Source organism: Bartonella numerosa (assembly GCF_037070845.1).
In the GTDB taxonomy this organism is placed as follows: Bacteria; Pseudomonadota; Alphaproteobacteria; order Rhizobiales; family Rhizobiaceae; genus Bartonella.
Map to the genome: position 1 here is coordinate 1 of NZ_JAYMZI010000002.1, position 13,283 is coordinate 13,283.

At 41.7% G+C, this 13,283-nt stretch carries 10 protein-coding genes and 2 tRNA genes; 3 read left to right on the forward strand and 9 right to left on the reverse strand.

Going from position 1 to position 13,283, the window contains the following annotated elements; translation table 11 throughout:
• The first annotated feature begins 922 nt into the window (after positions 1 to 922).
• Complete coding sequence (locus tag WCP75_RS01235) at positions 923 to 1,858, forward strand: N-acetylmuramoyl-L-alanine amidase (RefSeq protein WP_336276450.1); 936 nt, start codon at positions 923 to 925, stop codon at positions 1,856 to 1,858.
• 788 nt (positions 1,859 to 2,646) lie between these two features.
• Here WCP75_RS01235 and WCP75_RS01240 read toward each other — a convergent pair.
• Entirely contained in the window at positions 2,647 to 3,849 is a 1,203-nt protein-coding gene (locus WCP75_RS01240) for a porin (RefSeq protein ID WP_336276580.1), read from the reverse strand.
• Between the two features lie 306 nt (positions 3,850 to 4,155).
• On the opposite strand from WCP75_RS01240, the gene WCP75_RS01245 reads away from it, so the two are divergent.
• A tRNA-Ser gene (locus WCP75_RS01245) sits at positions 4,156 to 4,246 on the forward strand.
• 727 nt (positions 4,247 to 4,973) lie between these two features.
• Here WCP75_RS01245 and WCP75_RS01250 read toward each other — a convergent pair.
• The 8 genes from WCP75_RS01250 to rpmH all read right to left on the reverse strand — a co-directional run bounded on the left by WCP75_RS01250 (position 4,974) and on the right by rpmH (position 10,902).
• Positions 4,974 to 5,058, reverse strand: a tRNA-Leu gene (locus tag WCP75_RS01250).
• Between the two features lie 110 nt (positions 5,059 to 5,168).
• Positions 5,169 to 5,789, reverse strand: a complete 621-nt coding sequence (locus tag WCP75_RS01255) for a 2,3-bisphosphoglycerate-dependent phosphoglycerate mutase (RefSeq protein WP_336276451.1) — start codon at positions 5,787 to 5,789, stop codon at positions 5,169 to 5,171.
• Positions 5,790 to 5,804: 15 nt separating this feature from the next.
• Positions 5,805 to 6,632 (reverse strand): 4-hydroxy-tetrahydrodipicolinate reductase, encoded by an 828-nt coding sequence (dapB, locus tag WCP75_RS01260; RefSeq protein WP_336276452.1) that lies wholly within the window; start codon positions 6,630 to 6,632, stop codon positions 5,805 to 5,807.
• Between the two features lie 320 nt (positions 6,633 to 6,952).
• The gene (locus WCP75_RS01265) at positions 6,953 to 7,645 is read right to left on the reverse strand and encodes a glutathione S-transferase family protein (protein ID WP_336276453.1); all 693 of its coding nucleotides are present in this window, start codon (positions 7,643 to 7,645) and stop codon (positions 6,953 to 6,955) included.
• Positions 7,646 to 7,784: 139 nt separating this feature from the next.
• Entirely contained in the window at positions 7,785 to 8,429 is a 645-nt protein-coding gene (yihA, locus tag WCP75_RS01270) for a ribosome biogenesis GTP-binding protein YihA/YsxC (protein ID WP_336276454.1), read from the reverse strand.
• On the reverse strand, positions 8,426 to 10,264 hold the full coding sequence (gene yidC, locus WCP75_RS01275; protein WP_336276455.1) for a membrane protein insertase YidC: 1,839 nt from the start codon (positions 10,262 to 10,264) through the stop codon (positions 8,426 to 8,428). The genes yihA and yidC overlap by 4 nt, the downstream gene beginning before the upstream one ends.
• A 5-nt stretch (positions 10,265 to 10,269) precedes the next feature.
• Positions 10,270 to 10,653, reverse strand: coding sequence for a ribonuclease P protein component (gene rnpA, locus WCP75_RS01280; RefSeq protein ID WP_336276456.1), 384 nt, complete (start codon positions 10,651 to 10,653; stop codon positions 10,270 to 10,272).
• Positions 10,654 to 10,767: 114 nt separating this feature from the next.
• Positions 10,768 to 10,902 (reverse strand): 50S ribosomal protein L34, encoded by a 135-nt coding sequence (rpmH, locus tag WCP75_RS01285; protein ID WP_336276457.1) that lies wholly within the window; start codon positions 10,900 to 10,902, stop codon positions 10,768 to 10,770.
• A gap of 611 nt (positions 10,903 to 11,513) precedes the next feature.
• Between rpmH and WCP75_RS01290 the strand changes: the two genes are divergently transcribed.
• Positions 11,514 to 12,608, forward strand: a complete 1,095-nt coding sequence (locus tag WCP75_RS01290) for an Mrp/NBP35 family ATP-binding protein (protein WP_336276458.1) — start codon at positions 11,514 to 11,516, stop codon at positions 12,606 to 12,608.
• The last annotated feature ends 675 nt before the right edge of the window (positions 12,609 to 13,283 follow it).

Sequence of the window (13,283 nt, forward strand, 5' to 3'; positions counted from 1 at the left end):
ATGTATCTATTTGCTGCTCAAGGGTGTTGATTGCTCGTTCGGTTTTTGCTTTGGCAGCTTGATAAAGGTCAATCGCTTCATCAGTTGTATTCTCTGCTGCAGCGCGCGTCATACCATTGTTTATAAGAAGGGAAGATTTGTTTCGTGCCACTATAAATTCGCATTTTGCTGTACTAAATCGGCTCCCCGGCTCTATACGTTAGCATTAGTGCTATAAGAGTGGGCCAGAAAGATGCAAATTATTTATTCTGTAGAACAACAAGAATGATTAATCATAGAGTCTACATTTTCTTCCTGAGAATTTTAATGGAAGACTCTTTCTGCATGTCGTAGTGCGATTTATTTGAAAAATAAATGAGGCATTATTTATAAAATTTATGAAGAAGGTAAATACTATTTTTCGATTTTATTCAAGAAGAGTATTCCTTTGCGGGGAAAACGCACTCAAGGGAGAGGGTATGAGATGAGTGTTCACATTGGTAAATAAGAAGGATCCTTGATGTTTTCATTCTATATGAGGAAATCTTCTGCTTTTTGCCGTATAATGTAGTGATAAAGAATCGATCGTAGATATAAGTCCAAAATTAGTTGTCAATAAATTGCCGTAAAGTTTTCATAGATTTGTCCCCAACGGTTTACGCGGTCGAGTGATGGACGGGCATTTTTGCTTTTTGCGTAACGGCATTCTGCTTGGAACCCGAGACTGTTTTCTGTTTGAGATATAGGAAGCATGCGGTTGGCGCTTGCTTTTTGCAGGTGGGTTTCGTGTTTTTTTATTCAGATTTTTATCACAAAACTGCGTTCTTTGCTTTTGGGTGGAGGGGGGTGCTGCGCGTATTTCAGAAATGAAATTAATTGTGTGTGTGTCGGTCTGTTTTGATGTTCTGTGGTACTAGTCGATTAGATAAAAAGGAAGTATTTTATGTATAGGATTGATTATAACAATTATCGTTCTATCAAGAGTTTTAACCGTCGTGTTCGTTTTCTTGTTATGCATTATACTGCAACCGATTTTAAAGGATCGATCGCAGCACTTACGGGGGAGAGGGTGAGTTCTCATTACCTTGTTCCTGATCCTACAGAGCAAACATACATTGACGCTGGGTTCAAGGATATGCGCATATTTAATCTCGTTGATGAGAATGAGCGTGCTTGGCATGCTGGTGTTAGTGCGTGGGCTGGGCGAAGCAATTTGAATGATTCGTCTATCGGGATTGAGATAGTCAACTTGGCTTCTGGCCACTCTGATTCTGTGGGGACGGCGTGTTTTGAAGCTCCCTCGAAGGATGTGCACGCTTTAAATCCGACTAGTCCTACTCCACAGGCTGGCGCTGTTTCATCGGCTGAGAGCGGTAGTGCAAGTGGTACAGCTTTTCAGCATGAGACTGTTAATATGGTGGTTTACAATAATGAGGGGTTTGTCTTCCCTCCTTATAATCCGGTGCAAATTGATGCAGTTAAGGAGCTGGCATTGAATATTCTTCAACGGTATCCAGACATTGTTCCAACCAATGTTGTTGGCCACAGTGATATTGCTATTGGGAGAAAGAGTGATCCAGGTGCGGCTTTTCCGTGGAAGGATCTTTATGCAGCTGGCATAGGAGCTTGGTACGATGATGAACTAAAGAGTCATTATATGGAGCAGTTTTCCAAAAATTTGCCAGCTAAGGAAGAGGTTTTGGACAAATTTATGCGCTATGGGTATGATGTCTCGATTGCATGCACCGAAACTGGTTACAAGGATTTGATACGGGCATTTCAACTTCATTTTCGTCAGGAGAATTATGACGGAATCCTGGATACCGAGACAGCGGCAATTATTTATGCACTCGTGGATAAATATTTTCCTTCGGATTAGTTTTGCTCACCTCAGTCTTGTGCAGCTGGTGTGGCGAGTCTTCCCAATCAGATGGGTGCGTGACGTGTTTTTTTGGCAGCTTGTGTGAGGTTGAATTGTTTTGAGATGAGGAAGATTGTGTCTGTGAGGAGTTCATGAGAAAAGGGGCGTAGTGCTTGTTTACCAGAGTACTTTTCTCTTTTCTCCGTGTGTGGTTGTACATTTAAAAGGCGGAGAGTCGGGGTGTGGTGTCAATAGTGTGAGGGTGCATCCATAAAAAAGAGATATGCAATGGTGATTCTCGTTCAGGGTGCTAGATGCAAAGAAAGCTAGCTCTTAGGTCTTCGTCTCTGGAGTGTGCTTGAAAAGTCGAATAGAGCAGCAATCGGAATATGGGGCGTATTCGCCACAAAAAATAAATGCAGTATTTCTGAAATTTTTAAATTAAATATATCTATCCCTTCTGGAGTAGTACTCTTAACGTGCCAAAGAGACTGGTAGGTCTTCGGGGGTCGTCGTTCCTCGCGAGAGTTGGATGCCGCCGATGTATGCCTTCTTATCACAGAAGCGGCCTGGATACGTTCTCTAATTGCTTTCGAAAATGAAGATACTGATACAGTTCTAATACAAAAATCAGAGTTCGCAGCATTTAAGCTCTTGGATAAAAGTTACGGGAACAAAGTACGTCTATAGCCCATTCATTCATTCTTTTGTGATAACTCTTAAAAATAAGCCGCTAGAACTGCTCAAAAAAACATAAGCTGGCAACATAAAAATTGCCAGCTTTTAAAGGATGTAGCTTAAAGATATTAGAACGAACGCTGAATACGGATCATACCTTGCAGTGCGCTCCTTCCGTTGAGAGCGTGTTTAGCTGTACTGCCATCACTGCCATCAAAAGTACGATTATCGTTCCAAGAAACATAGGTCAATTCAGGAGTAATCTTGAGTCCCGGAGTCAGTGTATATGAAATATTGAGGGAAGTTGCAAAAGTCTTTACCGCGCTATAGGAAACTTGGGCATTAAAATCTGCTTGCGGGGCGATTTTGTAAGTTGCACCGGCCCATGTCGCCCATTTTCCTCCCCAATTCGCGTAGATTGCGGTACTTTGCCGCGAGAGCGTATCATTTTCTTTTTTATAATAATCAATGTTATTCTTGTATCCACCCATTACCCACAGATTTAACTTATCATTGACGTTGAAATCTACACGCAGCTTACCTCCCCATTTTTTGTAATGGTAATCGTAAGCAGCGATTGTTGAAAATCCGCCCCATTTTTGCATAAATTTTGCACCAATAAGCAAATTAGGAATATAATTTTTCACTTGCTTACTGGGAGGAACGAGGTCACCGTCAGAAATATCGGCTAATTGGCCGTTTTTATTGATGTAATAGTAAAGCCCTTTTGGGTCGGGGCCGGAGGCGTTACCCAACTCGGCTCCTATGATTGCAGAGAACCCACCCTCACCACTAAAAGTGTAAGAAATAAAGTTGGTACGTGTAACACCTGCTGGTGCTATATTGTCATCATTTATGACGTTACCGTAGCCACCAGTCCAGCTATCAAAAATTGTTTCATCAAGACCTACGCGAAATCCCCCGAGTTCGATATACGCGGCCGAGAGTTTTGCTCCAGCTTTGTCCTTGCCATTACTCCACTGGGAGTAAAATCTCGCATATGAACGAAGTGTTCCTAATTCTGTTTCGGAAGCGGTTTGCAAAACGAGAGTCAATCGTGATGCTGCTGCGTAGGTTCTGTCGATTCCGTCTAAGTCGGCACTGGTTTTCGCATCGACATCATCACCGGCTGTGAGATCAGAACGGACATTTCCTGATAAACGTATGCAAGTCTCGGTTCCAGGGATATAAAAGTACCCCTTGCCATACGCATCGCACGCGCGCATATATTTCACAGGCTCTACTTCAGAAGGAACTGTTGGCGCTGCCTGCGCTCCAGAAATTCCTAAAAAAGCCGCTGCAGAGCTTAAAGATATGGATTTAATGTTTATCATAGTGAGTCTCCAGTAGAAGGGAATCTAATCTCGTTAAAAATACCATTTGCTTAATCCATTAAGAACAGAATGAAGTCCGTCAAGCCTATGATTCTGGCTATACTAATTTTTTCAAAGTATACAACCATGAAATTGTTTTTTTGAAGGATATTCGCGTATTATTCAATCTAGTATTGTAAAAAACACACTTTTTTATTTACCAAACGTTAATCTTATCAGGTCAGTGGAAAGAAGAGCATCAGATATAAAAAAAAAACGAAAATATCTTGAACTTTCTTCTGATACCGTTTATTCACCAGTCTTGGAGAGGTGGCCGAGTGGTCGAAGGCGCTCCCCTGCTAAGGGAGTAGGGCTCAAAAAGCTCTCGAGAGTTCGAATCTCTTCCTCTCCGCCATGATGGTCATGTTGAAATTCGGAGCTCGAATCTTCGTTACGCTGCCCGTTCGTATAAAGGGGCGATTTTCAGGTAATAATCAAAATAACAAAATGGTGTCGCTCACTGGCAGATGGCGGACTAGGGGGGGGTGTAATTTGTCTTCGTCTCGCAGGTTTTATTTTTTAAGAATCCCTTCTCCTGTTTGAAGCGGAAAAAAGCTGAAGATCAAAAATAATAATAGAATCTATGTAATCTTTTGAGTTGATAAGAGATCTTTTTGGAGGTTTATGCCGTTTAGCGAAGCTTTACGAAAACTCTGTATCGATTGTGCAGGGACCTCGTCGGTGTGGTTAAAAGGTGGGTGCGTCGTTGGCATCTCTATCCCTTGTGAAAAAGAGTTTGCACCAATTTTGAAGAACAAAAAAATCATTAAGCTTTATGTGTGTTAGATTGAGAGATAGGAGTATCGTTGGAAAAAGAAGCCGATTCTCATAGGAAGTTTTTTTCAATAAAGCTTCTAAGTTTATTAAGTCGTGAAACTTTTAGTTATTATCAAAAATCTTAAGGTGCTTCACAACACGATCAGAAAAAAGCCGGGATATTAATACAAAAATCAATAAAAGAGGGTAGCTTTACAGAAATAAGCTCAAAAATCCCACCGCGCTCCCTCACTTTCATTTACGCCTTCTGTACATCGAGAAAAGTAGAGATAAAGCCAATGAGCTATATGTGATCAAGGAAGATGTGGTGCCCAAAAGAGGACTCGAACCTCCACGCCTTTCGGCACAGGTACCTGAAACCTGCGCGTCTACCAATTCCGCCATCTGGGCTACGAAGTCTCATCTAAGCTCAGGAAACAGCCATGTCAACACAATTGTGAATCCACTGATCATGTAAAAATCTTAATCGGGTTGTCTACGTTTGTTATGATTTTAAAAATTCAAGGTGATAAGATCGTTTTTGATAAAATCGTCAAGTCAGCGTTAAATGTATAAACAATTGGGACGCCAGTCGCCAGCTCTTGAGATACAATTTCTTCACCGCTTAAACCCTCAAGTGCCATAATAAGAGCACGAAGAGAATTGCCGTGCGCTGCAATTAAAACGGTCTGAGAGCGCAAGATATGGGGTTGTATGTGGTGAAGATAATAAGGCCAAACACGTGCACCAGTGTCACGCAAACTTTCTCCGTTGGGGGGTGCAATGGTGTAGGAGCGGCGCCACATTTGCACTTGTTCTTGCCCCCATTGCTGACGCACTTCATCTTTATTTCTGCCGGATAAGTCGCCGTAATCACGCTCATTCAGTGCTTGGGTTTTTATCAATTTCAGATCTGTCTGCCCCATTTGTTCTAGAATGCACACGGCCGTTTTTTGTGCACGTTGCAGGGCTGATGTATAAGCAATATCAAATTTTAGACCGGCTGTTTTAAGACTTTCCCCTGCCGTCATCGCTTCTATCCGGCCCTCTTTTGTTAAATCTGGGTCTCTCCAGCCAGTGAAAAGATTTTTGACATTCCATTCGCTTTGTCCATGGCGGACCAACACAAGAGTATATTCCATTACGAGTTTCCTGCGTTAGCTATTAAATGTTTGCGATTCATCACTCAATCCTAAGACGTCTAACATAGAATAAAGTCCATTTTTATGATTTTTTGCCCATAATGCCGCTTTTAGTGCACCATCAGCAAAAATAGAGCGTCCCTGCGCTAAATGCGAAAAGACAATGCGCTCGTTTGATCCAGCAAAAGTGACACTATGATCCCCAATAACCGTCCCTCCGCGAGAACAAACAAAGCCAATAGTTCCTTTCTCACGTTTTCCCGTATAGCCGTTGCGCTCATTAACACTCACATCTTTAAGCTTAACATTACGACCTTCAGCTGCCGCGTTTCCGAGGAGGAGAGCTGTTCCAGAAGGTGCATCAACTTTGCTAGAGTGGTGCATCTCATAAATTTCAACATCAAAATTATCAGGCTCTAATGTTTTTGCTGCTTTTTTTACCAAGCTGGCTAAAAGATTAACTCCTGGGCTCATATTTCCGGATTTGACAATAGTTGTATACTTAGCAAAATTTTCAATTTGGGCTTGTTCCTCTTCGCTAAATCCTGTTGTTCCGATGACATGAACCAGACCTTTTTGAGCGGCATAGTTAGCGTAAAAGATACTTGCTTGTGGCCGAGAAAAATCCAATATACCCTCTGCTTCCAAAAAAGCGCTCTCAGGATCATCAGTGATGTGAACGCCAAGGAGGTCAGAGCTGATTAACATACTGGCATCCTTTCCAACCAATGGCGATCCCTCGCGCACGAGCACAGAACAGAGTTCTATATCCTGCCTACGTTGGATAGCTGCAATCAACTCACGCCCCATCCTTCCGTTACCACCAACGACCGTAAGACGCATATTGACCTCCTTATAATATCCACTCTGCTTCGTAGTATAAGAAAATTTTCTTTTTCTTTTCAATTATTCTTTCTCTATATAGGGGAAAAAGTTTCGTTTTCGTGATCCTTTGAGTTAACAGCCTGTTGATTTACTTTAAATGAGCCATTGGTGGGAATATATACGTTGTTACACAAAAAGGTAATGTAGTCTCAATGCATCGATTCAAAACTGCGCACGATGATGCGCAAGCGATTCATCAGATTTTTTTACAGCGACATATCTAAGGATTCGTTGTAAATAAATCGGGCGCTAATTTCACTTTTGTCAGAAAAAGGCGCTTAAAAATCAAGATCGGCATAATGAGGACTTGCTGCAATCCCTCGTACACGATCTGCTAAAAGAGGGCGAAAGGAGGGCCGCGATTTGATACGCATATACCAATCTTTTGCTGCAGGGGATTGCTCCCAGCTAATTTCTCCTAGAAAATCGAGTACAGAAACAGTGGCTGCTGCCGCCAAATCCGCATAGGACAAACTAGAGCCAACTAGCCAATCACGGGACGCACAAAGCCAGTTAAGATAACTCATATGAGGTGGAATATTAGCGCGCGCATTGCGCAAAATTTGTGAATTTGGTGCCCCCCCACCAATAGCTGTTGGCATTTCACGCTTGTAGATTCGCTCTCTTACAATGTGACGCGTAGCCTCATTTTCAAATTTACTTAAAAACCAATCGTTGAGGCGGCGGACTTCCGCGCGGTTTAAAGGATTTTCTGGAAAAAGTTTATTTTCTTGTCGTAAGCTCCCATATATCTCATCCAAATATTCGGAAATAGCGGTGGCTCCCGATAATGGAACTTCGCGTTCAGCAAGAAGAACAGGGACATGCCCAGCGGGATTAAGTGCGAGAAATTCGTGTCTTCTCGCCCATTCATGTTCTTCGATCAGCTGTGTGCTTACAGCATACTCTCCGAGGATAAGGCGTATGAAACGGGAAGGGGAAGAGAGAGGGGAGTGAAAAAGTGTTAGCATAGTTTGCACTATAAAGTAGAGTTGATGAATCCTGTAAGTAGTAACAAAGCTTTTTATAAAGATGCTTTACTTAAAGTACAAGATCATTAACAGCTGCCGAAAAATTATATTTTATGACGAATAACGAGGATGTATTTTGTTACATAACCGACTGCAAGATAGCAACACGCAATTCATTCAAGCCCAGTGCTTTTTCTGAAGATGTTACTAGGAGCTCAGGATAAGCTGCCGGGCGCTTAAGGAGCTTTGCCTTCGTAGCCATTATCAAATTTTCAAGCTCATTTGATTTGATTTTGTCAATTTTTGTAAAAACAACTTGGTAGGAGACAGCGGCTTTATCAAGGAGATCCAGAACATCTGCGTCATTTTTTTTAATTCCATGGCGTGCATCAATCAATACGTAAACACGCTTCAACGTTGTACGCCCCCGTAAATAACTGAAAACCAGCTGCGTCCATGTAGAAACTACATTTTTAGGTGCTTCAGCAAAACCATAACCGGGCATATCTACGAGTGCCATGGGGGGAATATCTCCCGGTTGTTCACTAAAGCCGTCGGGTATAAAATAATTAAGCTCTTGGGTACGTCCTGGTGTATTTGAAGTGCGCGCTAAGTTCTTTTGCTGGACAAGCGCATTTATCAAGGATGACTTTCCAACATTAGAACGTCCTGCAAACGCGATTTCTGGTGGTCCCTCAGGCGGAAGAAAACGTATCGAGGGCACACCGCGAATGAAAATCCAATTACGAAAGAAAATCCTAGAAAGAGGGGAACACTCTGTCATTCATGCACTTCTTTTTTCGGTGATTTCTCCCACATAGATTTCAGGTTATTGAAAAGCTCGATTCTAACGCCCTGACGTTTCATCATAATACCCTGCTGGATCATCGATAATACATTGTTCCATGCCCAGTAAATGACAAGACCGACGGGGAAGGAAGCTAGCATAAAGGTAAAAATAACCGGCATCCATGTGAAAATCATGGCCTGAGTTTGGTCTTGAGGAGCTGGGTTCATACGCATTTGCAGAAACATCGTTATCCCCATGATAAAAGGCCAAGCGCCAAGGGTAAGAAACGCGGGAACCGCGTAAGGCAAGAGACCAAATAAATTAAACAAAGACGTAGGATCTGGCGCTGCTAAATCCTGAATCCAGCCAAAGAAAGGCGCATGTCGCATTTCTATAGTGATATACAGAACTTTGTAAAGAGCAAAAAATATAGGAAACTGAATCAACATAGGCCAGCAACCTGCAAGGGGGTTGATATTTTGGGATTTATACAATTCGATAATCGCCTGTTGCTGTTTTGTTTTATCATCTGAATATTTCTCTTTTATCTCTTGTAGCATTGGCTGCAAGAGCTTCATATGTGCCACGGACTTGTAAGATTTGTTGGCAAGTGGAAAGAGAAGTATTTTAAGAAGCACCGTAACAAGAAGGATGGCAACACCAAAATTGCCCGTTTCTTTATACAGAACGTCAATGATGGAAAACATCGGCTTTGTGATGAAATCAAACCAACCCCAGTCAATCAAAAGAGCAAACTTTTTAATATTCAGCTCATTTTGGTAGCGATTAATAATCTCAACCTGTTTTGCACCAGCAAAGAAATGATTTGTAATGGTTTTTGTTTCATTAGGGGCGATGGTTAAAGGTGAACTGAGCAAATCAGATTGATAATGAGTATTTAAACGATCAAAATAAACAAAGCGGCTGGTATACTCTCTATTTTGCGGGGGGATAACTGCTGTGGCCCAATATTTATCTGTAATACCGATCCAACCTCCTGTAACTTTAGGAAAAGCCATACTTTTTTGGCCATTCTCAGGGTTTGGACTAAGCTCGGCTAGGTTTTTGTACTTTTCAGTTTTGAGTGAATCGCCCGCTATAGCTATCATTCCTTCATGGAGCAAATAGGTTGCATTCGTATCTTCCGGCGGTGCTGCCCGTGCAACCCGAGCGTAAGAAGAAAGATATATAGGCTCGCTACTCTCATTGCTGATGGAATCCTCAATGGTAAACATGTAGTGGTTATCAACAGAAAGGGTGCGATGGAATATTTGCCCTTGTCCGTTATTGTAAACTAGGGTGACGGGTGTTGAGGGCGTCAGTGTTGTGTTTTGCCCCTCTATCTTCCATTTAGTATCAGACTGGGGCAATGCTTTTGCCGAAACAGATGGGCTTGTAAAACCAAATTCAGCAAAATAAGTTGCTGTAAATCCCTTTGGATTTAGCAAAGCGATTTCTGGTGATTTCTTGTCTACCGTCAGGCGATACTTCTTGAGAAGAAGGTCGTCAAATTGCGCACCAACGAGATTAATGGAGCCCTCAAGTTCATCCGTTTCTATGAGGACACGGTTTGTCTTAGCCAATTCAATTTCTCTACTTTCAGGGGTCATAGAAGAACTAGTCACAGGCACTGATCCGTGTATCGACGCAAAGTCAGAAGAGTTCGCTTCAGTAGAAGAAGGTGCGGATTGCAGCCGCGACGATTCCTGCGCAACTAACTGCCTTTGTTGCAACTCAGTCTGTTTGGGGGCAACATAAAAGAAGTGCCATGCGATGAGCACTACAAAAGACAATCCAATGGCGATAAAAAAATTGCGGTTATATTCCATTCGTACTATCCCTGTTGCCGTTTCCGGTATTTTGCCTTCGGCTTTACCTGTATTCGTCGATTCAATTCATCAATCAAAGATTCAAACGGAGCATGTAACGCATCTCGATGCGCTACAATGACGTAATCTGTCCCTGCCTCCATGTTGTCTGCTAAACCAATTCTGACTGCTTCACGCAGACGTCTTTTTATACGATTGCGTTTGACAGCATTACCATTTTTACGTGTAACAGTAAAACCCACACGCGCAACAAGAGGATGCTTCATTTTTGCTGTTTGTCCACGAGGTTTGACTTCGAGCAAAAACAGAGGACCACGTCGCTTTTCCCCTGTGCGTACAGCCAAAAAGTCCGCCCTCTTGCGAATGCGGCAGGGATGTTTTCTCTTCATAAAAAGCGTTTTACAACTTCAATTAAATGCCCGCAGAGCAGACACCGTAGGTTCATAAAGAAAATTCCACAACAAAGAAACAGAAATATCTAATCTCTTGTGAAAACCAAGTAGTTAAGCAGACAACCGCTTACGCCCACGGTTACGCCGAGCAGCAATAATTTTACGCCCACTGGCCGTTGCCATACGAGCACGAAACCCATGGCGGCGTTTGCGAACAAGTCTAGAGGGATTGTAAGTACGTTTCATTTATCTCGACACCGCGATACACGGCCCTTCTTAATCCTATACACGCTATATAAACAATCTTACTTCTGTAAAATAGTTGCTAACCCATAAGGAAAAACGTAAAAAAAGTCAATCTTAGATTATTTTTCTATCTCCTAAAAAAATACAAAAAAAGCCCATAATAAACACCTGCTTTATAAGTGGTATTATCAATTTTAGGAAAACCTCCATCGCTCAAAAGGCTAATACTTCTTTCATTTCATAGACAAACAACAAAAAAGGAGAGCACCGTGGCCAATTATTGTACAGCTGTTGTATTGGTTGTGTAGCGCACTGTTTTGGATGCACACGGCATTGTTTTCAAAGAAAAAAGTTCGCTGACCTTCTATAAAATGCTCATAGGGTACTTGTAAAGTGATTGTAAGAAAAATATGTCGGATGGGGCTTTTTGACAAAATTTATGGTCAAAGCTTTGTATTCTAGGTTGGTTTAATATGTTGAAGGAGATAGAGTGTAAAATATTTCCTCGTTATTCTTTAAAGCGTGGAATTTTTAGGTAATTGGTTTTAGATGTTTTTGTCATTATTGCTATGTTTCTCTGGTTTATTTCTATTCAATAGAGAGGAAAGAGCGTGGATCCTATAACAAGCGATGCTATTCGCAAAGAGTTGAGGAAAGTCAAAGCGTTGAATCTCGAAAGCGATATTGTATCGCTGGGATTTCTTTCAGAAATACTAATTGCTAACGGGAAAGTTTTCTTTTCCATTACCGTTCCGGATGGGCGTTTACAGGAGTTTGAGTCATTGCGCCGTGCTGCTGAAAAAGCGGTAAGTGCTATGGGTGGAGTTGAATCCGTTATTGTTACACTTACGGCGGAAAAAAAATCGAATGTATCGCCGCAATCGCATAAAAATACAATTTCTCCTGCCCAAAAACGTAAAGCAAATGCATTGCCTGTAAAAACGCCGATAAAAGGCGTGCGGCACGTGATTGCTATTGCTTCCGGGAAGGGGGGAGTTGGTAAGTCTACCATGGCGATAAATATCGCTTTGGCTTTGCAAAGTTATGGTTTCAAAACTGGGCTGATGGATGCGGATATTTACGGCCCATCTTTACCACGTTTAACAGGACTTGTTGGTCAGAGACCGCGACTGGTTGGTGAGAAAAAAATTCAACCTCTCGAAAAATTTGATCTTAAATTGATGTCGATGGGATTTTTGGTTGATGAAGAAAAGCCCGTAGTTTGGCGTGGTCCCATGGTTATGGCGGCCGTTACGCAATTGCTCAGAGACGTGCTATGGGAGCCTCTTGATGTTTTGGTGGTTGATATGCCGCCAGGGACTGGAGATGCACAATTAACGCTCGCTCAACAGGTACAGTTGACGGGTGCGTTGATCGTTTCTACCCCGCAAGATCTTGCCTTGGTTGATGCCCGTAAAGCGATAGAAATGTTTATGAAGGTCAACGTTCCTATTTTAGGTCTTATAGAAAATATGAGTTATTTTATTGCTCCTGATACACAAAAACGATACGATATTTTTGGCCACGGTGGCGCTCGTGCAGAAGCCGAACGCCGAGGTGTGCCATTTTTAGCGGAAGTGCCGCTTGATGCTTCGTTGCGCTCTTCTTCGGATGATGGTGCGCCAATCTTCGTTGTAAAACCTGATGGGGGACACGCTGAGCTTTATCGTACGATCATCGATCAAGTGAAGCACAAGCTTTTCTGAATTCGCGTATTTTTTCGGACCTTCAGATGGCTGTTAGGATTTTAACTAAACCACTCTCATTGTCTGAACTTCCTTCAAAAAAAAGAGAGTTTTTCCTTTAGATCGAGAAAACCCAATTCTTCAATAGTTCTCTGAGTGTGCAATTGAACACTACCTTTGCAGGTAATTCACAATTAAAAATTCTCAATGATTGTTCAGACGAGTTAAGTTCAACACTTATGGCAGACCATATAAACCGAAAAACTTTGAAAATATATTGAGTAAAATACCTTATGACATAGTGAAATCGTGTAATAATGAAAGAATATTTTAAAAATCTGAAGCTGATTGAAAACCTAAATCATCAAAATCAAAATAGATACTTCCTCTAAAATTATTATCTTCAAAAATTCCAAAAAACTAAGAATAGACAAAACTCCAACGTCAAACACAAAACCACTCTTTAGCGACATCTATCTAGATTATTTCATCAATTTTGTTGACGCTGATAAAGCTATCAGTTTTCCTACGCTAGGAAATGGATGGGAACAACAGTTAAAGAAACGGCACGCTACCTCTTCTTAAAAGGTTTTCAAATGACAGATTTCTATTTAAATTACCAAGAAGGTCTAGAAAATCTAGAACAAATGCACTAGCCAAAACAAAATTTAAATTCGGATTAGAGATAATCAAATA